At 71.5% G+C, this 25,324-nt stretch carries 21 protein-coding genes; 16 read left to right on the top strand and 5 right to left on the bottom strand.

The genetic code is table 11. From position 1 onward, the window contains the following. The first annotated feature begins 21 nt into the window (after nucleotides 1-21). The 4 genes from OG349_RS31690 (at nucleotide 22) to OG349_RS31705 (ending at nucleotide 4,695) form a co-directional block, all read left to right on the top strand. Nucleotides 22-789, top strand: a complete 768-nt coding sequence (locus OG349_RS31690) for an MFS transporter (protein ID WP_327237842.1) — start codon at nucleotides 22-24, stop codon at nucleotides 787-789. Between the two features lie 4 nt (nucleotides 790-793). Further along, nucleotides 794-2,755 (top strand): AfsR/SARP family transcriptional regulator, encoded by a 1,962-nt coding sequence (locus tag OG349_RS31695; protein ID WP_327237843.1) that lies wholly within the window; start codon nucleotides 794-796, stop codon nucleotides 2,753-2,755. A gap of 78 nt (nucleotides 2,756-2,833) precedes the next feature. Next, nucleotides 2,834-4,219 carry an FAD-binding oxidoreductase gene (locus OG349_RS31700; protein ID WP_327237844.1) on the top strand — a complete coding sequence of 462 codons (1,386 nt, stop codon included), beginning with the start codon at nucleotides 2,834-2,836 and terminating at the stop codon, nucleotides 4,217-4,219. Beyond that, the gene (locus OG349_RS31705; RefSeq protein ID WP_327237845.1) at nucleotides 4,216-4,695 is read left to right on the top strand and encodes a nuclear transport factor 2 family protein; all 480 of its coding nucleotides are present in this window, start codon (nucleotides 4,216-4,218) and stop codon (nucleotides 4,693-4,695) included. Before OG349_RS31700 ends, OG349_RS31705 begins: the two co-directional genes overlap by 4 nt. A gap of 113 nt (nucleotides 4,696-4,808) precedes the next feature. On the opposite strand, the gene OG349_RS31710 is transcribed toward OG349_RS31705, so the two are convergent. Together OG349_RS31710 and OG349_RS31715 are read right to left on the bottom strand one after the other, a co-directional pair. Then, nucleotides 4,809-7,973: a discoidin domain-containing protein gene (locus OG349_RS31710; protein WP_327237846.1), complete on the bottom strand. Its 3,165-nt coding sequence runs from the start codon at nucleotides 7,971-7,973 to the stop codon at nucleotides 4,809-4,811. A gap of 117 nt (nucleotides 7,974-8,090) precedes the next feature. Beyond that, complete coding sequence (locus tag OG349_RS31715; RefSeq protein WP_327237847.1) at nucleotides 8,091-8,999, bottom strand: LysR family transcriptional regulator; 909 nt, start codon at nucleotides 8,997-8,999, stop codon at nucleotides 8,091-8,093. 124 nt (nucleotides 9,000-9,123) lie between these two features. Here OG349_RS31715 and OG349_RS31720 point away from each other — a divergent pair, with 124 nt between their 5' ends. The 10 genes from OG349_RS31720 to OG349_RS31765 all read left to right on the top strand — a co-directional run bounded on the left by OG349_RS31720 (nucleotide 9,124) and on the right by OG349_RS31765 (nucleotide 19,539). Continuing rightward, on the top strand, nucleotides 9,124-9,615 hold the full coding sequence (locus OG349_RS31720) for an aldehyde dehydrogenase family protein (RefSeq protein ID WP_327237848.1): 492 nt from the start codon (nucleotides 9,124-9,126) through the stop codon (nucleotides 9,613-9,615). Continuing rightward, a complete protein-coding gene (locus tag OG349_RS31725; protein ID WP_327237849.1) occupies nucleotides 9,543-9,962 on the top strand; it encodes an aldehyde dehydrogenase family protein in 420 nt (139 codons plus the stop codon). The genes OG349_RS31720 and OG349_RS31725 overlap by 73 nt, the downstream gene beginning before the upstream one ends. A 102-nt stretch (nucleotides 9,963-10,064) precedes the next feature. Continuing rightward, nucleotides 10,065-11,138, top strand: coding sequence for a LacI family DNA-binding transcriptional regulator (locus tag OG349_RS31730; protein WP_327237850.1), 1,074 nt, complete (start codon nucleotides 10,065-10,067; stop codon nucleotides 11,136-11,138). 14 nt (nucleotides 11,139-11,152) lie between these two features. Next, nucleotides 11,153-12,475: an ADP-ribosylglycohydrolase family protein gene (locus tag OG349_RS31735; protein WP_327237851.1), complete on the top strand. Its 1,323-nt coding sequence runs from the start codon at nucleotides 11,153-11,155 to the stop codon at nucleotides 12,473-12,475. Beyond that, nucleotides 12,472-13,476, top strand: a complete 1,005-nt coding sequence (locus OG349_RS31740; RefSeq protein WP_327237852.1) for a nucleoside hydrolase — start codon at nucleotides 12,472-12,474, stop codon at nucleotides 13,474-13,476. The genes OG349_RS31735 and OG349_RS31740 overlap by 4 nt, the downstream gene beginning before the upstream one ends. A 33-nt stretch (nucleotides 13,477-13,509) precedes the next feature. Continuing rightward, nucleotides 13,510-14,871 carry an ABC transporter substrate-binding protein gene (locus tag OG349_RS31745; protein ID WP_327237853.1) on the top strand — a complete coding sequence of 454 codons (1,362 nt, stop codon included), beginning with the start codon at nucleotides 13,510-13,512 and terminating at the stop codon, nucleotides 14,869-14,871. Between the two features lie 65 nt (nucleotides 14,872-14,936). Beyond that, nucleotides 14,937-15,884 (top strand): carbohydrate ABC transporter permease, encoded by a 948-nt coding sequence (locus OG349_RS31750; protein ID WP_327237855.1) that lies wholly within the window; start codon nucleotides 14,937-14,939, stop codon nucleotides 15,882-15,884. Between the two features lie 2 nt (nucleotides 15,885-15,886). Further along, entirely contained in the window at nucleotides 15,887-16,765 is an 879-nt protein-coding gene (locus tag OG349_RS31755; protein WP_327237856.1) for a carbohydrate ABC transporter permease, read from the top strand. Next, nucleotides 16,762-17,607, top strand: coding sequence for a ribokinase (locus tag OG349_RS31760; RefSeq protein WP_327237857.1), 846 nt, complete (start codon nucleotides 16,762-16,764; stop codon nucleotides 17,605-17,607). Before OG349_RS31755 ends, OG349_RS31760 begins: the two co-directional genes overlap by 4 nt. 9 nt (nucleotides 17,608-17,616) lie before the next feature. Next, complete coding sequence (locus tag OG349_RS31765; protein WP_327237858.1) at nucleotides 17,617-19,539, top strand: hypothetical protein; 1,923 nt, start codon at nucleotides 17,617-17,619, stop codon at nucleotides 19,537-19,539. A 133-nt stretch (nucleotides 19,540-19,672) separates the two neighbouring features. Here the strand turns inward: OG349_RS31765 and OG349_RS31770 are convergent, their stop codons facing one another. Next, nucleotides 19,673-20,149 carry a winged helix-turn-helix transcriptional regulator gene (locus OG349_RS31770; protein WP_327237859.1) on the bottom strand — a complete coding sequence of 159 codons (477 nt, stop codon included), beginning with the start codon at nucleotides 20,147-20,149 and terminating at the stop codon, nucleotides 19,673-19,675. 124 nt (nucleotides 20,150-20,273) lie between these two features. Here OG349_RS31770 and OG349_RS31775 point away from each other — a divergent pair, with 124 nt between their 5' ends. Beyond that, entirely contained in the window at nucleotides 20,274-21,068 is a 795-nt protein-coding gene (locus tag OG349_RS31775; RefSeq protein WP_327237860.1) for an SDR family NAD(P)-dependent oxidoreductase, read from the top strand. A gap of 201 nt (nucleotides 21,069-21,269) precedes the next feature. After that, a complete protein-coding gene (locus OG349_RS31780; RefSeq protein ID WP_327237861.1) occupies nucleotides 21,270-22,100 on the top strand; it encodes an alpha/beta fold hydrolase in 831 nt (276 codons plus the stop codon). A gap of 108 nt (nucleotides 22,101-22,208) precedes the next feature. Here the strand turns inward: OG349_RS31780 and OG349_RS31785 are convergent, their stop codons facing one another. Continuing rightward, the gene (locus tag OG349_RS31785) at nucleotides 22,209-23,678 is read right to left on the bottom strand and encodes a dihydrolipoyl dehydrogenase family protein (protein WP_327237862.1); all 1,470 of its coding nucleotides are present in this window, start codon (nucleotides 23,676-23,678) and stop codon (nucleotides 22,209-22,211) included. Between the two features lie 117 nt (nucleotides 23,679-23,795). Beyond that, entirely contained in the window at nucleotides 23,796-25,229 is a 1,434-nt protein-coding gene (locus OG349_RS31790; RefSeq protein ID WP_327237863.1) for an aldehyde dehydrogenase, read from the bottom strand. Nucleotides 25,230-25,324 lie beyond the last annotated feature (95 nt).

Here is a 25,324-nt window from a genome sequence, read left to right on the forward strand (position 1 = left end):
GACAGGACCGACAGGACCGAGATGACCACCCCTCTGACTCCCCTGCGCAAGAACCTGCTGCTGGCCCTGTGCTGTGCCAGCGTCCTCCTCGTCGGGATCGACATGACCGGCGTGAACGTGGCACTGCCCACGATCGGCGCCCGCTTCCACGCCTTCACCTCCGGACTCCTCGTCCTCCCGCTCGCGGCGGTCAGCATCGTCTTCGGCCCGGTCGGCGGACGCATCCTGGCCGTACGAGGGCCCCGCATCCCGCTGGCCATCGCCGGAACCGGCATCGGCGCCACCGGTGTCATGCTGTCCGTCGTCGACACCACCACCCCCGTCCGGTGGCTGCTGCTCGCCTACACGGTCATGGGAATCGGCAACGCGGCCGTCGGCGCCCCGATCTCGCAGGCGGCGGTGGCGGGCATGCCGCGCGAGCGGATCGGCGTCGCCACCGGCATCAGCTCCACCAGCCGCCAGATCGGGGCGACCCTCGGCGTCGCCGTCGCGGGCGCCGTTCTCGCCGGTAGCGGCGGCAGCGGCGGCGTGGGCACCGACGGCATCCGGACCGGATGGTGGCTCAACGCCGGTTACGGGGCCGGGGTCCTCCTCCTCGGCCTCCTGTCGGCCACCGCATGGGCCCGCGCGTCGGCCCATGCCGTGGCCCGCCGGCCGTCCACCCCACCGGCCGGTACGACTCCGACGTCCGGTGCGACCCCTCCGGCCGCACCGGCCGCACCGGCCGCACCGGCCGCACCGGGCTCCGGGAGACAGATCGTCCGTAACGTCCGGAGCGGCGGACAATGACCTGATGATGCGCTTCGAGCTTCTCGGCCCGGTACGGGCCTGGCGGGACGACGAGGAGATCGGCCTCGGCACTCCGCAGCAGCGAGCCCTGCTGGCCCTCCTCCTCCTGCACGAGGGGCGCCTGGTCGAGACGGACACGGCGCTCGACGTCCTGTGGGGGGAGCGGACACCGCGCGGCGGCCGGGGGACCGTTCGTACGTACGTCTACCGCCTGCGCCCGCTCCTCGGCGCCGGGGCGGTGATCGAGTCGACCAGCAACGGATACGTCCTGGGACTGCGGGACGCCACGCTTGACGTGAACGGCTTCCTGCGGCTGACGGACCAGGCGTACGAGGCCGGCCGCCGCGGCGATCCGGGGGGCGCGGCCCGCTGTCTGCGGCAGGCCCTCGGAGCCTGGCACGGACAGGCGCTGGCCGGGGTACGGGGGATCTTCTTCGAATCGGAGCGCGACCGGCTGGAGGAGCTGCGGCTCGCCGCACTGGAGGAGTTGCACGCCGCCGAACTCGAACTCGGCGAGCGGCCGGGCCTGACGGCCGAACTCCGTACCGCCGTCGCGGCGCACCCGCTGCGCGAGCGCCTGCACGAGCAACTGATGCTGTCCCTGTACCGCTCAGGACGCCGCGCCGACGCCCTGGCCGCGTACCGAGACGCCCGGAAGGTCCTGCGGGAGGAGCTGGGCGTCGATCCCGGTGCCGGCCTCGACCGGCTGCACAGCCGTATCCTGCACACCGATCCGGCACTGGACGTACGGCGTGCCGCGCGGCCGCCGGTCCCGTCCCAACTGCCCCCGGACCTCTCGGCGTTCACCGGCCGCGCGGCGGAGATCGCCGAACTGACGGCGGCGCTCCACGACACGTCCGGGCCGCCGGTCGCCGGCATCACCGGCCTCGGCGGCACGGGCAGGACCACCCTCGCCGTCCGGGTCGCGCACCTGCTGCGGGACCGGTTCCCCGACGGCCAGTTCTACGCCGACCTCGGAGGGGACGACACCCCCGCCGAACCGGCCGACGTACTGGGCCGGTTCTTGCGCGCCCTCGGCGTCGAGCAGCCGGCGGCCACGCTCGGAGAACGGGCCGCCCAGTGGCGTACAGCCGTCTCGGGCCGCAGACTCCTGGTGGTCCTGGACAGCGCCGACGCGGCCGGGCAGGTCCGCCCGCTCCTGCCCGCCTCGCCCGGATGCGCCGTCCTGGTGACGGCCCGCCGCCGGATCATCGACCTGCCGGGCGTCCACTGGCACCGGCTCGGGGTCCTGCCGCCGCACGACGCGCTGGAGCTGCTGGCCACGATCTCCGGGCGCGGCAGGGTGTACGCCGAGCGCGAGGCGTCCGAGCGGCTGGTCGCCGCCTGCTCGTACCACCCGCTGTCCGTCGAGGTGGCGGCGGCCCGGCTCGCCGCCCGGCCGTCCTGGACGATCGACGAGATCCTCGCCCAGCTGGAGGACGACCTGCGCCGGCCGGTGGTCATGCACGAGGACTGCGCGATCGTCGACCGGCCCTTCCGGGACGCCGAGGCGCACATGGACACCCGCCGGCGGGCCGCCTTCCACCTCGCGGCCTTCCCCGACTGCCGGCAGCTCTCCCCGGCCGCCGCCGCGGCCCTGCTCGACCTGCCCGTCGACCGGGCGAAGGCGCTGATGGAGGCGCTGGTGGACCTGCACGTGGTGGAGACAGGGCCCGGCGGCTACCACTACCTCGGCCTTGTCAAGGCCTTCGCCCGCCGCCAGGCCCTGGACGGCCTGGGCCGCGCGCGGCTCGGGCAGGCGCTACGACGCCTGCTGCGCCACTATCTGGCCGACGGGTCCGCCGACCCCTCGGACGTACGGGCGGTACGGGACCAGGCCGCCGCCCTCCTGGACGCGGCGCCGGTGCGCGTACCGGAGCGTGTGGACCGGCACCGGCACACCTACCGGCGCGGCGGTCCGCAAGGGCAGGGTGTCACCGTGCGAGGCGCCGTCCGGGACCGGTGACGGCTTCGATCGACCCGATCGACCGTCCGTCGGCGGTTCGTCGACACCACGTCGACAGGCCTCCTGTCGTATGGCCCCATGCTGAGTTCATCGAAGCGCGACCTCCTGGTCACCCAGGTCACCGGCCCCGTCCTGGGGCCGGAGGACGACGGGTTCGCCGAGGAGTGCGCGCCCTACAACCTTGCCGTGACCCACCGTCCCGCCGTGGTGGTGGGCGCGGTGGACAGCGCCGACGTCCAGGCCGCCGTCCGCTTCGCGGCGGCACACGGCCTGCCCGCCGCCGTCCTGGCCACCGGGCACCAGGCGATCGTCCCGGCCGACGGGGCCGTCCTCATCACCACCGGGCGGATGGCCCGGGTGAGCGTCGACCCGGAGGCCCGTACGGTACGGGTCGAGGCGGGAGCCCTCTGGCGGCAGGTGGTCGACGCGGCCGCCCCCCACGGGCTCGCCCCGCTCAACGGCTCCTCCCCGCTCGTCGGGGTCGTCGGCTACACGCTCGGCGGCGGCCTCAGCCCGACGATGGGCCGTACCTACGGCTGGGCGAGCGACCACGTCACCTCGATCGACGTCGTCACGGCGGACGGCGCCCCGCGGCACGTGGACGCCACCACGGAACCCGACCTCTTCTGGGCCCTGCGCGGCGGCAAGAGCAACTTCGGCGTCGTCACGGCCATGGAGTTCGCCCTGTTCCCCGTCACCCACCTGTGGGCCGGCGGCCTGTTCTTCTCCGGGGACGACACGGAAGCGGTCCTGCGCGCCTACGCGGACCTCACCGCCACCGCCCCCGACGCCCTCAGCTCCTCGATCGCCCTGCTGCGGCTGCCTCCGCTGCCGGGGATCCCCGAGCTGCTGGCCGGGAAGTTCACCCTCCACGTCCGGATCTCCTACCTGGGCGGCGAAGAGGACGGAGAGCGGCTGCTCGCGCCGCTGCGCGCGGCGGCCCCGCTCCTCCTCGACACCGTCGGCCTCATCCCCTACGAGGACTTCGCCCAGATCCACTCCGACCCGGTCGATCCCGCTCCGTTCTCGGAGTACACCACCCTGCTGTCGGCGCTGACGCCCGGCGCCCTCGACGCGATCCTGGCGGCGGCAGGACCCGGCGCGGACTGCCCGGTGCAGTTCGTCGAACTGCGCCACCTCGGCGGCGCGTTCGCCCGCCCGGCGGACAACGCCGTCGGCAACCGCAACGCGCGCTACGCCCTGTGGATCGTGGCCATCGGCATGCCCGGCGATCTCGCGGCGCAGGACGCCTACGCCGACGCGCTGCTGGCCCAGGTGCGCCCCTGGTCGACCGGCGGCCGCTACCTCAACTTCATCGCCGCGCACCACAGCTCCGTACCGGACGTGCGTGCCTCGTACGACGAGGCCGCCTACCGCCGCCTGCGCGAGGTCAAGCGCCGGTACGACCCCCGCAACCTGTTCCGCCTCAACCACAACATCCCGCCCTCGGAGGCCACGGAATGACCGACACCACGCTTCAGCTTCTCGCCGACCGCGCCGCCGTCGCGGACACACTGCACCGCTACACGGCGGGACTTGACCTCAACGACGCCGAACTGCTCACGTCCTCGCTGACCGAGGACGCCACGGTCGACCTGACGCCCGCCACGGGCAAGATCGGCCTGGACTTCCCCGTGCTGGCGCCGCGCGAGACCGTGGTGGGGGTGCTGATCCCCGCGGTGGGCCCCCTGGACACCAGCCACGTGGTCAGCAACATCCGTACGACGGTCGACGGCGACACCGCGCACGCCCGGGCCTGCGCGATGGCCCAGCACTTCCCGCCCGGCGACGGGCCCAGGCCGGACCGCACCCGGCAGGCGCTGATGATGAACCGTTACGACGCCGACCTGGTACGCGACGGCGAGATCTGGCGCATCAGGCGCCTCACCATCGACAGCGCGTGGTTCTCCGGCGACCCGACCGTCCTCCTGGGCGAGTGACCGTCCACGGGACACGGGCCGCGAGGTGAGACCGGGGTGGGCCCTCCCGTTCGCGGGGAGGGCCCACCCCGGGGCCGTACGCCTCAGTGGTTCCTCAGCGGTTCCTCAGTGGTTCACGAACCGAGCACCGACACCGAGACCACCCGCGCGTCGTTCGCCCCCCGTCCTTGGACGGCGAACGCCACATAGCGCGCGCCGGCCGAGGTGGCCAGTGTGCCGGTACGGCTCCTGACCCGCAGGGTTCCCGCCGGTGTGTAGGTCAGCCCGTCCGTGCTGAACTCGACCTTGGAGGCCGGGACGCGGCCGCTCGTCCAGGCCACCCGTACCTCACCGACCGGGATCACGGCGCCCAGGTCCACCACCATCCGGCCCGCCGCGCCCGGGTTCCAGGCGGTGTGCGTGTCACCGTCCACCGCGGCCGCCGGATCGGACATGCCGGACGGCAGCGGGGCCGTGGGGAACGTGATCCGCCCGAGCGCGAGGTCGTTGAGCGGATAGGCGATGACGCCCGCCACCGACACCCGCTCGGTACGCCCGCTCCGTACGGTGACATGGACGACCTGGCCGCTCGTGGCGGTCAGGACAAGCTGGCAGGACGGCCCCGAGAACGTGACCGTTGCCGCGTCGACCACCTCGGCGCGCACGCCCACCGGGACGCGTGTGCCGCTGCCCGGCCGCAGGGTGAACCGGGCGGGTGCGATCACGGCGGACGCGGCGGCGAGCTGGGCGACATGGTCGGTGCCGGTCGCCGTGACGGTCTGGATCCCCGCGTACAGGTGGACCGTCCGCGTGTCCTGCGCCACGGACACGGTGGTCTTGACCGCGGCGGCGGACAGGTTGAAGAGGCTCAGGTGTCCTCCTGCGACGCTCGCCTTCACCGCCGTACTGGCGGCGACCGGAGCAGGGCGGGCGGCGGCGGCCTTCACGTCGGCCGCGGTCTTCCCCACGTACCCCTCGATCACGACAGGTCCGGCCGGCCCGTCGGACAGGACGAGGATGTCGTCGGAGACGGTGAGGGGGTTCTTCGCACCCCGGACGACAAACCCGGCGCGGCCGTCGACATCGACCCAGCCGCCGTCGCTGGTGAGGTTCGGACGCGGATACCGGACGAGATCGGTCCACGCCTTCCCGTCCGCCGAGCCCTGGATCACGTAACCCCGCCCGGCCGCCGCCTCCCAGCGCAGGGTGACGCGGTCGAAGCTCCGCTCCGCGCCCAGGTCGACCGCGAGCCAGCTGTCCGCCTTCGGCCGGTCGGCGAGCGACACCGCCCAGCGGGTGGCGAGATCGCCGTCGACGGCGAGGGGCGCGCCCTTGCCGGGGTCGGCGGAGGAGGCCGTGGCCGTGCCGCTCCGCGCGAGGTCGGTGCCGGCGGCGCCGTCGCGTATCTCGACCGCGAACAGCGAGTACCCGTACCGGGGATCGGGGCTGATGCCCTGGACCCGTACGTGACGGTACGACGCCCGGGCGAAGGTGAGGTCGTCGGTACGCCCGGTCGTGGACGGCGGCGCGGTGCCCGCGTCCTTGGCCGCGACGCTGACGCTGCCCTCGGCGGTTGTGTACGTACGGCTGCCGTCCAGACCGGCGACGCCCGGCATCGTCAGGTTCCACACCTCGATGTGTCCCTCGCCCGCCGCGACCCCGCTGGACGCGTAGACGACGTCACCGGTGGGCAGGGTGCTGAATCCGGCGAAGCCGGTGCCCAGGGTGAACACCGAGGCGCTGCCGTCGAATCCGTCCCGGACCTTGCGGTACGCGGAGACGGAACGGGTGGTCGTACCGCCCGCCACCGACGGCAGGAACATGGGCGTGGTGCCGCTCAGCGAGAACAGCCAGTCGTCGTGCGCCGGCTGCCAGCAGAACTTGAGGAAGCCCTGCTTGCTGACCGCCGCGGCCCAGGCGGCGGGGGACTGGTGTGCCACCAGCCCGGGGCCCGCGCCGAAGTCCTTCACGCCGCTCGCCCGCGCGAACAACTCGGCGTCGGTGAGGGGACGGACCGCCGTGCCGTGCGCGGCCCGCCACTCGTGCAGCAGATAGCTGATGGCGACCTCGGCGCGGGCCTCCGGCTCGTACTTGGGTTCGCCGGAGAACTTGGTGAGCCGGTAGGCCGGCGCGTACGCCTGGTACGCGGCCAGGCGCTCCGCGAGCGCCGCCTCGGAGCGGGCAGCGGCCCGGTCCCCCAACACCTGGGCCAGGAAGGCGATCGGGATGACGTCACGCCCGTACAGGTGCTCGCGGTCGTTGACCATGGGCATCAGCGGTTCGCCCGCGTCGCTCATGACGGTGAGCAGGGTGTCCCAGAGCGGCCCCGCGTTGGGCTGCGCGGTGAGGACCTGGGGCAGGGGACGCCCGGCGGCGATGAAGTGGGCCGCGTTACGCCCCGACGTACGCCACAACTCCTCCTGGTAGTGCGGTCCGAAGGAGTTGTGGTTCTCGACGATGAACGTGTCGTACAGGTTCTGCGCCGTGTTCGCGCTGACCGCGACACCGTCCACCAGGGCGGGGTTGGCGCGGTCGGCGGCGGGCAGGCCCGCCTCGTTGCGGCTCCACCGGCCGAAGGCGTCGCTCCAGGCCTTGTACCGCGTGTCGTCGGAGGCCCAGGCGAGACCCGGCGCGAGGGACTGGGCGTAGACGCCCATCTCCTCCAGCTTGGTGTCACCCACGTGGCCGCCGGTCAGGCCGTTGGGCGTCCAGCCGCCCGAGGCCGGGTCGTTGGCCGAGCCGAGCGCGGTGGTGTAGGCGGCCTGGGCGCGGACGATGGTGTCGATGTTGCTACGGGTCGTGTCGTCCAGCTGGTCCCACAGGAGCCGCGCGGCGAGCACGAAGTACAGCTGGAACGTGGTGTCGAAGAACAGGGTGCGACCCCATTCGGAGCCGCCGGTCAGGCGGTTCGACGCGGCGAAGTGCGTGATCGTGGCGAGGGTGCGCGAGCGCAGGGTCTCCTTGTCGACGCCCGCCTCCGCGGCGTCGTAGGTACCCCGGGTGAGCAGGAGGGCATGTCCGAGGACCACCGCGAACCCGAAGTCCTTGGCGGTGTAGTAGCCCTTGGCCGCGTCCCACTGCGTCTCCGACCAGCGGGTGTGCGTGAGCAGTGCCTTGTGGTACGCGGCGGCGACCTCGTCCGGCGGCGCGGCGTAGGACTTCTTTCTGTGGTGACCGGACGCCATGGCGGGCCCGGCCTCGGCGAGGGAAAGCGGCACCGCGGTCAATGCGGCGGTCAGGCCGGCGAGTTGGGCGAAACGGCGCCTGTTCAGTTCGGCCGGTTGATGTGTCACGCGCATGCACCTCCTGGGCACGAGGCTTCGACAACGTTGTCAAGCGCGCTCATTCTGAGACCCGGTTCGCTGGAACGTCAAGGAGTCCGACCGGAGTCCGACGGGCGCAGGCGCGCGGCGGCCCTATCGGCCCGTGAGTTCGCGCGGTGCCGGATTGCGCTCCCTGAGCAGGTCCAGGAACGCCTCCGTCGTGGCGCCGGGACGCCGGTTCGCGGCGGTGGCGACGGTGAGTTGCCAGCGCAGTTCGTGGTCGGCGACCTCCAGGACGTCCAGGCCCGCGTGGTCGCCGACGAGGAAGCGGCTGAGGAATCCGATCCCGAGCCCCGCGCGGATGTAGTGCACGGCGGTGCCGATGTCGGCGACCTCCAGGGTCACTTCCCGCTCGACCCCCGCGGCGGCGAACGCCCGGTCGACCAGAACGCGGTTGCCGAAACCCTGCGGGGAGTCGACGAAGGGGAACTCGCCCAGCTGCGCCAGCGACACCCGGCCCGTCCCGGCGAGGGGATGGGTGCGGGGCACGTACAGGAAGAGAGGCGCTGTGGCCAGCAGCCGGGTGTCCAGGCCGGCCGGGGCCGGCCCGGGCAGGGACAGGAAGGCCACGTCGAGCTGCCCGTCGCGCAACTGCTGTGCCAGTCCGGCCGATCCGGCCGACGCCGCCCTGAGCCGTACGGTGACCGCGGGGTGCCTGTCCCGGAAGACGCTCAGCAGCTCCGGGAGGTTGGTGACGTCGATCGAGGTCAGTGTGCCGACCGTCACCTCGCCCTGAAGTGTGCCCCGGGTCCGGTGCACGGCGTCCTTGGCCGCGCTCGCGGCGCTGAGTGTGTCCCGGGCGCGGGGCAGGAAGGCCCGTCCCGCGGCGGTCAGTGTGACGGCGTTGGAACTCCGGACGAACAGGGCGGAGCCCAGCTCCCGCTCCAGCGCCTTGACGGTCGCCGACACCCCCGACTGGACCACGTGCAGGGCCCGCGCGGCCCGGGTGAAGCTGCCGGTGTCGGCGACCGCGAGGAAGTATTCGAGGTGGCGTAGCTCCATACCTCGATTATCACACGCCGTGCTGATCCCCATCACGAGAAATCGCTGGTCATGATGACTGCCGGGGGTGACCGTGAAAGAGGTGAGCCTTCACGAACCATGACACCGAAGGAAGGGGAACGGCATGAGCCGCGCCACCTTCTCGGACACCCGCCGGCGCGAACTGTTCATCGGCGGGCGAGGGGCGACGCCTCACTCGAAGGAGACCACCCCGGTCCTGTCGGCCCACTCGGGCCGAGTGATCGGGCCGGCGCCCGACGCCGACACCGCCGATGTGGACTCCTCCGTCGCCGCCGCGCGTACGGCCTTCGACGCTCCCGGCGGATGGGCCCACCGGCGGCCGCGCGAACGGGCGGCGGTCCTGCGGCGGTTCGCCGGACTCCTGGACGGACCCGGACCCGGACCCGGGGGCGGGGGCGGGAGCGAGGAGACGTCCGGGAACCATGGCAGCCGGGACCGGCTCGCGCTCGCGCTTCTCTTGGCGACTGCGGCCGGTCCCTCGCCGGTCGCGTGCTCCCACCGCACGGCCGGTACGAGGAGGCCGTGGCGGCGTTCGCGCGGGCCCTGCGCGTCGGGCCGTCCCTCGATCGCCGGACCCAGGCGGGACCCCTGGTGAGCGAGCGGCAGCGGGCGCGGGTGGAGGCGTACGGGGAACAGGGCGCCACGTCGGACGCGCGCCTGGCGGGGGGTGGGGCCCGCCCCGCGGGGGCGGGCCGCCGGCCGGTTCGCCGAACCGGCCGTGTTCGCCGACGCCGACAGTTCCGACCCGACCCCGCACACGGGCCGAACGTGGCACGGTGTCTCACGTCCGCGCCCGTCGGTGTCTCTCACGTGTCCGGTGGCACACCGCCCGCCACTCCGCCGCACACCGAAGGCACCGGCGGCACCGTCGCGCGGCCCGGTCCCGGCACACTGATGTCGTACCGGCGCCGTCAATCCGGCCGCCTCGACGAGGCGAGATGAGCGCGGTTGTCGAATTTCAGACAGCACACCTCTTGACTTCCTGGCCGGATCTGGATGACTGTTGCTCTCGTACGCAAACCGGTTTGCATCGAAGGAGCACAGATGAAGGAGACGGGCGGTGCGCCTGCGGGGATCCCCACGCAAACCGGTTTGGAGGGCGAGAGATCAAAAGGGCCCGCGAAGGGGCCCGCGACCATCTCCGACGTCGCCGCCCGCGCCGGGGTGAGCAAGACGACCGTCTCGCACGTGCTGTCCGGCCGGCGCCCCGTCTCCGAGGCCACACGCCGCAAGGTCACACGGGCGGTCGAGGAGATGGGGTTCCAGCAGAACTTCTTCGCACTCGGCCTGTCAGGACGCCGCAGCCAGACCGTCGCCCTGGTCGTCCAGGACCTGACCAACCCGTTCTACCCCGCCCTCGCCCGGGGGCTCCAGCAAGCGGTCGGCGGGCGTGACTACGTCGTCCTGCTGGCCGACGTCGGCGCCGGCACCCCACCGATCGAGGCCTTCCTCAACGAGGCCGTCCAGCGCCGCGTCGACGGAGTGGTCGTGGCCGCCGTCGACGTACCGGACCGGCTGCTCGAACCTCTGCTCGCCTCGGGCGCCCGGGTGGTGACCGTCGGCTCACCCCGGCACGGTACGTCGACCGACGTGGTGTCCTCCGACGACGAGAGGATCGCCACCGACGCCGTCGCCTACCTGCACGGTCAGGGCCACCGCACCCTGGGCATCATCTCCGGGCCCGTCCGGGTCGCCCCCGGATCCGCGCGCCTCGACGGCTACCGGCAGGCCCTGCGCGACCACGGCCTGCGGCCGTTGCGGGCGGCCGAGGCGGTGGGGGACTGGACGCGGGAGTCCGGGGCCAAGGCGATGCACCAGCTGATGGACCTGGAGCGACGGCCCACGGCGGTGTTCTGCGCCAACGACCTCATGGCCATCGGCGCGCTCGACGCGGCCCGCGCGCTCGGCCTGTCGGTCCCCGGCGACGTCGCCGTACTGGGCGTGGACGACATCGACGCGGCCAGCCTCGTCAGCCCGTCCCTGACCACCGTACGGGTGCCGGCCCAGGAGATCGGGCGGGTGGCGGGAGAGCTGCTGCTCGCCCGCATAGACGCTCCGTCCCAGACGCCCCGCCGGGTTCTGGTCCAGCACCACCTTGTTCATCGCGAATCTGCCTGAGGAGCTCACCGCTCGTGCACGACGTACTCGACCCACGCGATCTCGTCCCCGACGAAGCCGAACAGCTTCTGTCCTCGGGGTACGCGGCCGGAGAGCTGCTGGACGCGGCCCGCCGGGCCGCCGCGGCCGACGACCTCGCGGAACTCGCCTCCACAGCGGAGGCACTCGCCGCACTGCGGCGCTCCCCGGGCTGGGACTTCGACGAACCGTCCGACGCCGAGGAGATATGGGCGGCCCTCGCCCCGCCGACGGGGCCCGCGCGGCCCGTCGCCGGGGGAGAACTGCCCACCCGCCTGGCAGGTGCCTGGCTGGGACGGTGTGTGGCCAACACGATGGGCAAGCCCGTCGAGGGACTGACCCGGGACGAGGTCGGCATCTACCTGCGGGCCACCGGCCAATGGCCGCAGACCGGCTTCATACCCTTGCTGGACGAGCTGCCCGCCGGGGTCAGCCACCTGCACGAATCGGCCCCCTTCGCCGCGGCCGGCCGCTTCGACGCCGTCCCCCGCGACGACGACCTGGACTGGACGATCCTCGGCCTGCACCTGCTGGAGACGTACGGGCGCGGCCTCACGACGGAGGACATCGGCCACGAGTGGCTCGACCGCATCCCCTTCACCCAGACGTTCACGGCCGAGCGCGCGGCGTACCGCAACCTCATCCACGGCCTCCGGACGCCGGAGACGGCCACGCACGACAACCCGTACCGTGAATGGATCGGTGCGCTGATCCGTACCGACATCTACGGTTACGTCCAGCCGGGCGACCCACGTGCCGCGGCGAGGATGGCGCTGACCGACGCGGTCCTGTCGCACACCGCCAACGGGATCTACGGCGCGATGTGGTCGGCCGCCCTGGTCGCCGAGGCCCTGGTCTCCACCGAGCCGGCCGACGCCCTGCGGGCCGCCCTCACCGTCGTCCCCCCGCGCTCCCGGCTCCACGCGAGCCAGGCCGGGGTGCTGCGCCTGTTCGAGCAGGGTGCCACCGCCCAGGCGGCGCAGGACTGGATCGACCAGGAGCTGGGCCACTACAACTGGGTGCACACCGTCAACAACGCCGCCATCATCGCCGCGGCATTGTTGTGGGGCGAGGGCGACTTCGTCCGTACGGTGGCCCTCGCTGTCGGCGCCGGCCGTGACACCGACTCGACCGCGGCCACCGTCGGCAGTGTGTTCGGCGCCCTGCACGGGCCCGACGCCGTCCCCGCCCGGCTGGTGGAGCCGACCGGCGGAGTGGTCCGCAGCGCCGTCCAGGGCTTCGACCGGATCACCGTCACCGAACTCGCCGCACGGACCGAAGCCGTCCGTGCCGCCTTCGAACAGGAAGTGCTCGCATGACCGCCACCCGCAGGATCGTGATCGACACCGACCCCGGCCTGGGCGAACCCGGGTCCGACATCGACGACGGCCTGGCCATCGCGCTGGCCCTGCGCTCGCCGGAACTGACCGTCGAGGCGCTGACCGTCGTCAACGGCAACGTCGACGTCGACACGGGAGTCGACGTCGCGAGGCGTCTCGTCGAGCGCCTGGGCCACCCTGACCTGCCGGTCCTGCGCGGCGCCGACCGTCCGCTGCTGCGCGACATGGCTCCCGTCCGGGCGCTGTTCGACGACGTGGTCGGGGACCATCCCGTCCGGACGGCGGCGGAGGACCGGATCGGACCGACGACCGACGTCACGGCCGCCGAATACCTGGTGGAGCTGGCGGCCACGTACCCCGGCGAGATCTCGGTCGTCGCCATCGGCCCCATGACCAACCTCGCGCTGGCGCTGCGCCTCGACCCCGGATTCGCCCGGAATGTGGCGGACATCATCATGATGGCGGGCTCCGCCACCGGGTACGCCCAGAACATCACCGTCGTCGGTGACTTCAACGCCTACGTCGACCCCGAGGCCCTCGCGATCGTCCTGGCCAGCGGTGCCCCGCTGCGTATGGTGGGCATCGACCAGACCTCGCGCGTACGGCTCACCCGCGACGACGCGGCGGTCCTGTCCCGCGGGGACTCCTTCGGCCGCTGGGCGGGGGAGTGCGCGCTGGCCTGGATCGACTTCCTCTCCAGGGCCTTCCCGCTGCGGGAGGAGCACCGGGACGCGTGCTTCCTGCACGACCCCCTCGTGGTGGCGGCGTTCCTCGACCCGTCCCTCTGTACGTGGGCCGACGCGCACGTCGTCACCGACACCACCAGCGAGCTGGCCCGGGGCCTGGTCGTGGCCGACCGCGGACTCGCCCTCGCCCCACCCCTCGGACCCCCCAACGCCTCGGTCGCCGTCGACACCGACGTGCCTGGCTTCGGCCGCCTCTTCCTCGATCGCCTCACCGGTACTCCCGCCGGCGATTGACCGCAATCCCCATGACCGTCAGAGAGGACCGTCATGAAGTTCCCCGTCCTTACCCGCCCCGTCCGGGCGACCACCTCACTCGTCGGCGGCGCGATCGCCGTGTCCCTGCTGATCACCGGCTGCGGATCCGGCGGTGATTCCTCCGGCGGCGCCCAGCAGCCCGCGGGTCTCACCGCTGCCACCGGGCTCAAGGACCCGGCCACGCCGGTCACCATCAACTACGCCGGTGCCGCGTACGCGGCCGACGACATCAAGCCGGTCCTCGCGGCCTTCCACCAGGAACACCCGAACATCACCGTCAACTACCAGGCGGTTCCGTTCGACCAGTTCAACAGTGTCCTGAGCACCCGCCTGAGCCGCAAGGACGCGACGCTCGACGTGTACGACGTCGACATGCCCCGTACCGACGCGTACCAGGCACGCGGCTGGCTCACCGACCTGTCGAAGGCGTTCCCCGACCTGGCGGGACAGGTCGACAAGGCGTCCCTGGACGCCGCGACCAGTGACGGAAAGCTCGTCACGATGCCGTACCAGACGTCGAGCCAGCTCCTCTACTACAACAAGGCGCTGCTCAAGAAGGCCGGTGTCGCCTTCCCCTCGGCGAAGCCCGACGACCGCCTGACCTGGGAGGCGGTCACCGCCGACGCCAAGAAGACCCAGCAGGCCGGTGCCAAGTACGGACTGGTCTTCGACCAGGTGAACCGCTACTACCAGTTGCAGCCCCTGGCCGAGAGCCTCGGCGGCGGCTCGGGTGCCGGTGGTGACAAGAACCTGACCCCCGCGCTCCAGACCGCGGGCTGGGAAAAGTCGATGGACTGGTACGGGTCGCTGTTCAAGGACAAGATCTCCCCGCGCGGCGTCCCGGTGGCACAGACCCCCGACCTCTTCGCCTCCGGCCAGGTCGCGTTCTTCCCGGGCGGGCCGTGGTGGGGCCCCAAGTTCGCCGCGAACTCCAAGCTGGACTTCGGCGTCACCGCCTACCCGTACTTCAAGGGCGGCAAGGCGGTCACCCCCACCGGCGGCTGGTCCCTCGGGCTGAACCCCGCCAGCAAGAAGGCGGTCGCCTCCGAGATCTTCATGAAGTTCATGGGCCTCGACAAGGGCGGCTTCGCCCAGTACATGCCGAGCCTGGCGGTGCCGCCGTCCAACACGGCCGGTACGGCGAGCTTCTACGACGAGAAGATCTTCAAGGACCCCCGCATGGCGGGCGCCGTGGACCTGACCAAGTACGAACTGGCCAACACCGCCACCCTGCGTGCCAGGACCACCGGCTATGTCGAGTTCGAGGACACGCTGTCCAAGACCTTCGACGACATCAGTAACGGCGCCTCCGCGAAGAGCGCGCTGTCGTCGGCCACCAGCACGATCAACCAGGCGTGGGCGAAGTACCGCTGACCCATGCGAGCCGACCGGCCGGGGCGAGCCGATGGAGCCCCGGCCGGCGAGAGGGACAACCCGCAATGACACTGACAACACACCACCCGGAGAGCACCGGGGCGAAACCGCCCCCACTCCCCAAGGGCACACTCCAGCGGCGCAGATTCGTGGGCAACCTCAGCGCGGCGGCGATCTTCCTGACCCCCGCGCTCGCGCTCATCGTCGTGCTCCGGCTGATCCCGGTCGTCCAGGCCGTGAACGACGCCACCCACACGAGTCTGCCCGGCAGCACACTGCCGCCGCGCTACGTGGGGCTGGACAACTTCACCGCCCTGTTCTCGTCCCACGCCTTCTGGTCCTCGGTGCAGCAGACGCTGGTCTTCAACGTCATCGTGAACCCGCTCCAGATCGCGCTGGCGCTGGCCCTCGCGGTGCTCCTCACCCAGAACCTCCCCGCCACCGGCATCTGGCGCACCCTGGTCTTCCTGCCCGCCGCGGTCCCGATGACCGGCTCCGCGGTGGTGTGGGGCATCGCACTGCGCCCGGACGGCCCGGTCAACGCGGCCCTCACCTCCGTCGGCATCCACCAGCAGCCCTTCCTCACCGGACAGGGACAGGTCCTCGGGAGCATCATCCTCATCGCCAGCTGGATCGGCGTCGGATACTGGATGATCTTCCTCATCGCCGGGCTCAACGACATCCCGGCCGTGTACTACGAAGCGGCCGCGATCGACGGAGCGGGGCCCCTGCGCCGCTTCTGGTCGGTGACGCTTCCCCTGCTCCGCCGGCCCCTGCTGTTCGTCCTGGTCGCCGACACCGTCTCGAACTTCGTCCTGTTCGCGCCCATGCAGATCCTGACCGACGGGGGACCGCAAGGAAAGTCGAACTTCCTGATGTACGACATCTTCCACAACAGCTTCGAGCTGTCCGACCCGCACACCGCCGCGGCGGAACTCCTCGTCCTGCTCGTCCTGATGATCGTCATCGTCGCGGTCCAGTTCCGGCTGCTGCGCAGCGCCGAGGAGAGCTGATCATGAACCGCACCCCGCCTCCGAACCCCGGCGCCTATGTGGCCCAGAAGCGCAGCCGTACCGGCCGTGTGGTCCTGACCGCCGCCGCCCTCGTCGTGGCCCTCGCCTTCCTGCTGCCGGTCCTGTGGCTCATCGCCAGTACGTTCCGCAGCTCCACGGAGACTTTCGCCAACAGCTCGTCCATGAACTGGCACATGCTGTGGCCGGCCCACTGGACCCTGGAGAACCTTCACTCGGCGATCGACAACGGTTTCCTGCGCAACCTCGCCAACAGTGTGGTCGTCGCGGCGGTGACCGTCCTCCTCGGCATCGTGATCTCGGCGATGGCCGCCTTCGCGCTGGCCGTGGTCGACTTCCCGGGCCGGAAGATCGTCTTCGGCATGGTCGTCCTGAGCTTCCTCGTCCCCTTCGAGGCCATCGCCATCCCCCTGGCGCACACGTTCAGCGACTGGGGCCTCACGAACAACATGCCCGCCCTGATCCTGCCCGGACTCGGCAACGGACTGGCGATCTTCACACTCCGTCAGTTCTTCCTGGGCATCCCGTCGGAGCTGGCCGAGGCCGCCCGCGTGGACGGTGCCGGGTGGCCCCGTATCTTCCTCAGGATCTACCTCCCCCTGACCCGCCCGGCGCTCATCGGCACGGGTCTCATCCTGTTCCTCTTCCAGTGGCAGGCCTATCTGTGGCCCATCCTCGTCACCACCAGCGACGGCAATGACGTGGCGCCCGTCGCCATCGCCAAGACCTTCGCCGCGTTCAGTACGGACTACGGCCGTGTCTTCGCCGAGACAGCGGTGCTGGCGGTCATTCCCGCGGCGATCCTGCTCGGTCTCCAGCGCTACTTCGTCGCATCGGTCGCCACCACTGGGAGCAAGAATTGACCCGCGTAGCCGTCGTCGGATCCGCGAATCTCGACCTCGTCGCCCACACCCCCCGCCGCCCCGCCCCGGGCGAAACCGTCCTCGGCACGGGCTACTTCCAGCATCCCGGTGGAAAGGGCCTCAACCAGGCCGCCGCGGCGGCGACGGTGACCACGACGTCGTTCGTCGGCCGCCGCGGATCCGACGAAGCGGGGCGGGTGCTGGAGGCCGAGCTGGTACGGCGCGGCGTCGACACGTCCCAGTTCCTCGCCGTGGAAGGGCCCAGCGGCCACGCCCTGATCACGGTGACGCACGACGGGGAGAACAGCATCACCGTACTGCCCGAGGCGAATCACCTGTTGCTGCCGGACGACGTCACCCGGGCCCTCGACGTCCTCGTACCCCAGGTCGTTCTCACCCAGCAGGAGATCCCGCTCGCGGCCACCGGGGCCACGGCACGGTGGGCGCTCACCCACGGCGCACGGCTGATGCTCAACGCCAGCCCCAGTGCGGCCCTGCCCGAAGCGGTCCTTGCCGCGGCGGACCCCCTCGTGGTAAATCTCACCGAAGCACACTTCCTGACGTCCACCGACACACCGTCGGACGCCGCGAAGATCCTTGCGAAGCAGTGTGTTTCGGTCATCATCACCCTCGGCTCCGACGGTTCCCTCGTCGTGGAGAACGGGCGTACGACCCACCTTCCCGCACCGAGGCTCACAGCAGTCGACACCACGGGAGCGGGCGACATGTTCGCCGGCGTCACGGCGGCCCGTCTCGCCCGCGGAACCGGCCTGGTCGAGGCCGCCCAACACGCAACTCAGGCAGCAGCTCAGGCCATTCAGACACCAAGGTCCAGCCGATAGGAGCATCGCGTGCACGTCAGAGCCGACGCACCACGCCGTATACGCCACCTGCGGAACACCGCGGCAGGTCTCGTCGTTGCCGTTCTCGCCACCTTCTCGGCGACCGTCCCGGCCCACGCCGACACCACCTCCACTCCCCGTAAGGCCGTCCCGGCCCCGTCCCTGGCGGCGGCCGTACCGCCCCCGACAACCGGCGCCCGGCTCCAGACCTCGGGCAGCCCCACCCCGGTGGGCACCGGGAAGGTCTACTACCTGGACGCGCAGTCCGGAAATGACACCGCGGCGGGCACCACCACCGCGACCGCGTGGAAAACACTGAGCCGGGTCACCACCGCCTCACTGGCACCCGGTGACGTGGTCGCCCTGCGCCGGGGCCAGACGTTCACCGGCAGCGCGACCGTGAACGGCTCCGGCACCGCCGCCGCCCCCATCGCCGTCACCGCGTTCGGCAGCGGGGCCGCGCCGACCCTGTCGAACCCGACGGGCTGGAACATGCTCCAGCTGGCGGGTACGCACATCGACGTCAGCCAGCTGCGGTTCGCGGACGGCGTGGTGTTCGACAACGCGGACGGCCAGGGCATCACCGGCCCCAAGTACAGGCTCAGCGGCGCGGTCGCGGTCACCGACCCGGCCACGTCGGCGCACATCCACGACAACGAGTTCACCCAGGTCGGCATCGGGGTGAAGACCTACGCCACCAGCACGCGGATCGATCACAACTCGTTCCACGACCTGAAGATCGCCTTCAGGGGCGTCGACTCCGGCACCGAGACCTCCTACGGAGCCGTCGGTGTCTCGATCAACAACAGCGACGCCCAGGTCAGTCACAACCAGTTCGTCAACTGCCGTTCCACCGACAGCCCGTACGGAGCGGACGGCGGCGCGGTCGAGATCGAGGGCTTCGACCACGACAAGAACAACATCACGATCGACCACAACTTCTCCTCGGGGTCGCAGGGCTTCCTGGAGGTGACCGAGACCCACAGCTCCGACGTCAGCCTGCTGTACAACATCAGCGACGACTACCAGCAGTTCGTGGCCTTCGACACCACCACCACCCCGTCCGGATACACGGTCGACCACAACACGGTGGTACGGGCCCGGGGCGACAACCAGACGCAGTTCGCGATCTACTTCTACCGGGAAGAGGGCCCTCCGGCGGCCGACGCCTGGCTCTCCCTCACCAACAACATCTTCTACCTGACGTCGGGTGTGGTCCTCTACGACCACAACTGGCCGCACCATCACAACCTCGTGTACGGCGCGCTCGGCTACTCCCCGGGCGTCGGTGACATGGCGGCCGATCCCCAGTTCACCGACACCACGGGCGGCGACTACCGGCCCGGTCCGACAAGTCCGGCCAAGGACAACGGCACGGCGGCGACGGCCACCACCGACATCTACGGCAACAACAGCAGTGTGGGTCTCGGCACCGACATCGGGGCGGTCGAGGCGCAGAACGCGCCGGCGGCGGGCGCGAACGCCGTGACCGACGGCGGCTTCGAGCAGCAGACGGCCATCACGGCGACCAGCACCCCCTGGGCGGGCGACGGCAGCCTGCCGTACGGCCTGGACGTCGCCCAGGGCAAGGCGCACACCGGTCAGGACAACGCCTGGATCTCCTCCAGCGGCACGACGGACTGGGGCGGCGTCAAGCAGACCGTCAACGTCACCGCCGGCGCCACGTACCGGCTCACGGTCTGGGTGAAGAACTCCGGGAACATCGACCACGCCTGGCTCGGAGCGAAGACGACCACGGGCACCGTGGTCAACGAGATCAGCCACGGAACCAGCCCCGGCTGGAACCGTTACGTCCTCACGGTGAAGCCCGGGACGGCGACCCAACTGTCCGTGTACGCCGGGTACTACGGCCCGTCCGGCGTGAGTACGTGGCAGACGGTCGACGACGTCACACTCCAGAAGATCAGCTGACCGCGACACCCCGGCGCTCCCGCGCGGAGTAATCGGCGCAGGGGGCGACGGCTACCTCGGCGGTCATGGGACGGACGTTCCCGTGACCGCCGAGGTCGCCGCGTTCGTTCATGGCGCCCGGTCGCGGGATCCGCTACTTCTCGGGTCCGGCGAGGTTCCAGTGGGGTACGGCCATCTCGTGGGTGATCTCGTCGGCGCCGCCCAGGCGGCCGCAGGTCGCGCAGGTCGCGGTGAGGGCCAGCGGGTGGTCCTCGTGCGTCTGGCGCATCGGCGGTGAGGTCACGGTCCACTTGGCGCCCCACGACATCAGCATCAGGACGGCCGGGCCGAGATCCTCGCCGGCCTCGGTGAGGTAGTACCCCTCGTAACGGGAGCCCTCGGGATCGGCCCTCCGTTCGAGGACGCCTCCCTCGACCAGGGCCTTGAGCCGCGCCGAGAGGCGGTCGCGCGGCGCTCCGGTGTTCCGTGCGATCTGGCTGAACCGGTGGTTGCCGAAGGACACCTCGCGCACCGCGAGCAGCGACCAGCGGTCTCCCACGAGTTCGAGCGCGGAGGCGAGGCTGCACGGGCGGCCGGCGAGGGTGGTCGGGTCGATGCGTATCACGGGCATGAGCGCACTCTACCTCGAATGTGGTTTGAAAGTCGGACCATGGCGTGCTAGCGTTCGATCATCGGCTTGCGGTTGGGAAATCAAACCACATCGACCATGCGACACCGCCAGATGGGAATCGATCATGTCCGGAAACGCCTCCAAGACCGCTGTCATCACCGGAGCCTCCTCCCCGTTCGGTGAGGCCTACGCCCGAAGGCTCGCCGAGCGGGGGTACGACCTGGTGCTGGTGGGCCGTAACGAAGGCAAGATCAAGAACGTGGCCGCGGACATCGCCGAGCACAGCGAGGTGGAGGTGCGGACCCTGGTCGCCGATCTGGGCGACGAGGCCCAGCTCGCGAAGGTCGAGGAGGGGCTGCGTACCGACGAGTCCCTCGACCTGCTGGTCAACGCGGCGGGGGCGGCCACGTTCGCGCCCAGCCCGGGCTTCGACGTGAACGCGATCAACCAGCAGGTGGCCCTCAACGTCACCGCCACCACCCGCCTGGCGTTGGCCGCGCTGAGCGGCATGACGCGGCGCGGACAGGGGACGATCGTGAACATCTCGTCCGCCATGGCGTTCTGGATCCAGCCGGTCAGCTCGGTCTACAGCGCCACCAAGAGTTATGTGCTGACCTTCAGCCAGGCGCTCCAGCAGGAGCTGTCCGGTACGGGCGTCCGGGTGCAGGTGGTCGTGCCCGGCGCGATGTCCACCGGTTTCTGGGACGGATCCGGCGTCGAACTGTCCAACTTCCCCGCCTCGAATGTCATGACGCCCGAGGACGCCGTGGACGCCGCGCTGTCCGGACTCGACGCGGGGGAGGACGTCACGATCCCGTCCCTGGTCGACGTCGCGGCGTGGAACGCCTACGAAGAGGCGCGGGACGCCGTCGCCCCCATCATGTCGCGGGACGTTCCCGCGGAGCGCTACCGCGCCTGACACCGCGACCGGCACCGGCGTGCCCGCGAGTGAGCCCCGGACCGGAAGACGGTCCGGGGCTCACTCGCGCGGCCGTTCGACTGAACTTGGGTGAACTCCCCAGCCGGGCGGGCTGCTTTCCGGAGGGCGAACGTAATCTGACGCCGTCGATCGCGGGCGGGGACATTCGGTAGTCGGACTTCACGAAAAGAGAAATCGCCCATGAAGGCAAAGCGAAAAGTCACCCTCAGCGTGCTGGCGGCGGCCGCCGCGGTCACTCTGACCCTCGGTTCCGCGACCACCGGCAACGCCGAGTCCGCCGGTCCTTCGCACGGCCGTACGCCCACGATCGTCCTGGTCCACGGAGCGTGGGCGGACGCCTCCAGCTGGGCCGCCGTCACCGAACGTCTCCAGGACCGGGGTTTCACCGTCAAGGCTCCGCCCAACACACTGCGGGGAGTCGCCACGGACTCCGCCAACCTGCGGGCGTACCTGGAGACGCTCACGGGCCCTGTGGTGCTGGCGGGCCACTCCTACGGCGGGTTTGTCATCTCCAACGCCGCGACGGGCATCAAGAACATCAAGTCCCTGGTCTTCATCGACGCCTTCATCCCGGCCGAGGGGGAGACGGCGGGCGAGCTGAGCGCGGCCGAGCCGGGGTCGGCGCTGGCCGTTCCCGATCCCAGCACCGTCTTCGACACCGTGCCGATCCCGGGCAGCGACGGCGACGCGGATCTGTACGTGAAGCAGAACCTGTTCCCGCAGATCTTCGCCGGTGGTGTCCCGCGCAACAAGGCCGCGGTGCTGGCGGCCGGACAGCGGCCCCTCGCGGCGAGCACACTCGACGAGCCCTCCGGGAAGCCCGCCTGGAAGAAGATCCCCTCCTGGGCCCTCATCGGCACCGAGGACCAGGTCATTCCCCCGGCGGAGCAGCGATTCATGACCGCACGGGCCGGATCCCGCACCGTCAGTGTGAAGGCGCCGCACCTGTCGATGGTCTCCGACCCGGACGCGGTCACCGACGTCATCATCAGGGCCGTACGGAACGACTGACACCGGAGAACGGGGGCCGGAGGGGAGACCCGCACGGCCCCCTCGCCGGTGGCGGGGCCGTGGTCGCTCACGGCCCCCCGGTCCCTCCCGGCTCCCGGTCTCTCCGGGTCAGCCCCGGTACGCCTTCAGCAGGTACAGCCAGATCTCGCTGACCGTCGGGAAACAGGACACGGCGTGCCACAGGCGGGGGACAGGCACCTCGCCGGCGACGGCGATCGTGGCGGAGTGGAGCAGTTCGCTGACGCCGGGGCCGACGAAGGTCGCGCCGAGCAGGGTTTCGCGGTCCAGGTCCACGACGATACGGGCCCGGCCCCGGTAGCCGTCGGCGTGGAGCAGGGCGCCGGGGACGGTCGCGAAGTCGACGTCGACGGCCCGGACGCGGTGGCCGGCGCGGGTGGCCTCCTGCGTCGACAGGCCCACCGCGGCGGCCTCGGGGTCGGTGAAGAAGATCTGGGGGACGGCGTGCTGGTCGGCGGTGGTGGCGTGGGCGCCCCAGGGCGCGGTGTCCAGCGGTTCCCCCGCCGCGCGGGCGCCGATCGCGTCGCCGGCGATCCGGGCCTGGTACTTGCCCTGGTGGGTGAGGAGGGCGTGATGGTTGATGTCGCCGACCGCGTACAGCCAGGCCCCGTCGACATCGCGGACCGCGCAGGTCCCGTCCACGTCCAGCCAGGTCCCGGGGGTCAGGCCCACCGTCTCGAGACCGACGTCCTTGGTCCGGGGCGAGCGGCCGGTGGCGAAGAGGATCTCGTCGGCCTCCAGCCGGGTGCCGTCGTCCAGGACGATGCCGACAGGACCGTCCGGATCGGGGCGGTGCAGCGCGGTGACGGACACGCCGATCCGTACGTCCACCCCGCCGTCCTTGAGCCCGTCGGCGACCATCCCGCCGACGAAGGGTTCCATCCGGGGCAGCAGCGGACTCCGGGCCAGCAGCGTGACCGTCGAGCCGAGTCCCTGCCAGGCGGTGGCCATCTCGACGCCGACCCCGCCCCCGCCGACCACGACGAGCCGGCCGGGGACGGTACGGGAGTCGGTGGCCTCGCGGTTGGTCCAGGGGCGGGCCTCGGCGAGTCCGGGCAGGTCGGGGACGACCGCGTCGCTGCCGGTGCACAGGGCGACCGCGTGCCGGGCGGTGAGGACCGTCTCCCCGCCGTCGGGGGTACGGACCACCACGCGGCGGCTGCCGTCCAGCCGCGCGTCGCCGCGCACGAGGTCGGCGCCGATGCCCCGGACCCAGTCGGCCTGGCCCGTGTCGTCCCAGTCGGTGACGTAGCGGTCGCGCCGCCCGAAGACGCCGTCCGTGGAGATCGTGCCGCTGACCGCTTCGCGCGCCCCGTCCACCTTGCGGGCGTCGGCGACGGCGAGCACCGGACGCAGCAGTGCCTTGCTGGGCACACACGCCCAGTACGAACACTCCCCGCCCACCAGTTCCCGCTCCACCGCCGCCACGCTCAGCCCGGCGGCGCGGGCCCGTTCGGCGACGTTCTGGCCCACCGGACCGGCGCCGATGACCACGACGTCGTACGTGAGGTCCGAGCCCCGACCCTGCCCTGTTTGTGGCTTTTCTGATGATTCGCTCATGCCGTCATCGGACCATGTTTCGGGCCTGACTTCCACGCTCGGCGGCCCGGGGCCGAGCGCGTCCTTCCGGAGCGCGGCCGGCTCGGCCCGGCCCTGGACGCCCTCGGGGCGGCGGCCTCACAGGGCTATGGACTTGAGCTCCAGGTACTGGCCCAGCCCCGCCGCGCCGAACTCGCGGCCGATGCCGCTGGCCTTGTAGCCGCCGAACGGGGTGCTGAAGTCGGGCGCGGCGCCGTTCACGGAGAACGTGCCGGTACGGACGCGGCGGGCGATCTCCGTACCGCGTTCGGCGTCCGCCGTCCACACACCGCCGGAGAGGCCGTACGGCGAGTCGTTGGCGATGCGTACCGCGTCGTTGTCGTCGTCGTAGGGGATGACGACGAGAACCGGGCCGAAGATCTCCTCCCGCGCGATCCGCATGGAGTTGTCCACGTCGGCGAAGACGGTCGGGCGCACGTAGTTGCCGCCCTCCAGCCCGGCGGGGGTGTCGGGACCGCCGACAACCAGCCGCGCGCCCTCCTCGATACCGGTCCTGATGTACGACTGGACCCGTTCCTGCTGGCCCGGGCGCACCATCGGGCCGATGAACGTGTCCGGCGAGGCCGGATCGCCCACGGTCAGGCTCTCGGTCAGGGCGGCCACCGCGGCGACGACCTCCTCGTAGCGGGCGCGCGGGGCGAGGACGCGGGTGAGGCTCACGCAGGACTCGCCGTTGTTCCCGTACGACGCGTACCGCAGCCCCTCCGTCACCGATTCCAGATCCGCGTCGTCCAGCACGATCGCGGCGGACTTCCCGCCCAGCTCCAGGCTGACCCGCTTGAGCTGCTCCCCGGCGATCGAGGCGATACGGCGGCCCGCCGCGGTCGAGCCGGTGAAGGCGATCTTGTCGACACCGGGGTGGGAGACGAGGTATTCGCTGGTCTCCCGGCCGGCGGGCAGCACGGAGACCACGCCCTCCGGGAATCCGGCCGCGTCGAAGACCTCGGCCAGCAGGAGCGCGTCCAGGGCGGTCTCGGGTGAGGCCTTGAGGATGACCGCGCAGCCCGCGAGGAGGGCGGGAACCATCTTGACCAGGGCGGACTGGTGCGGCGCGTTCCAGGGGATGACCGCCGCGACCACGCCGACGGGCTCGCGGCGCACCAGCGACCGGGCGCCCGCGGGGGACCGTACCTCCTCCTCCCACGGCAGAGCCTCGGAGGCGCGCAGATACGCGTCGGTCTGCCCGGCCAGGGCGGTCTGGAGGCTGCGGGTGAACCAGCTCGCCGAGCCGTTCTCGGCCGTGACGAGGTCGGCGATCTCCTCGGCCCGCGCGGCGTGCAGGGCGTTGAACCGGGCCACCGTGGCCCGGCGCTCCCCGGGGCTCAGCCGGGGCCACGGTCCATGGTCGAAGGCCTCGCGCGCGAGGGCGACGGCCGCGTCCACATCGGCGGGCGCGGCCTGGGCGGCGTGGCCGACGGGGGACCGGTCGTGCGGGGAAAGGATCTCGATCCGCTCGTCGAGGGACGAGGGCGCCCAGTGGCCGCCGATGTAGAGCTTGTCGTAGACGATCATGATCTCTCCGGTCCGTATGAAGGTAGGTGGTTACCTACTTCGACGCTAGGACGCCCCGGAATACTTGTCAAGTAGGTGCTTACCTACTTATGCTG

This window comes from Streptomyces sp. NBC_01317, from assembly GCF_035961655.1.
Taxonomy (GTDB): domain Bacteria; phylum Actinomycetota; class Actinomycetes; order Streptomycetales; family Streptomycetaceae; genus Streptomyces.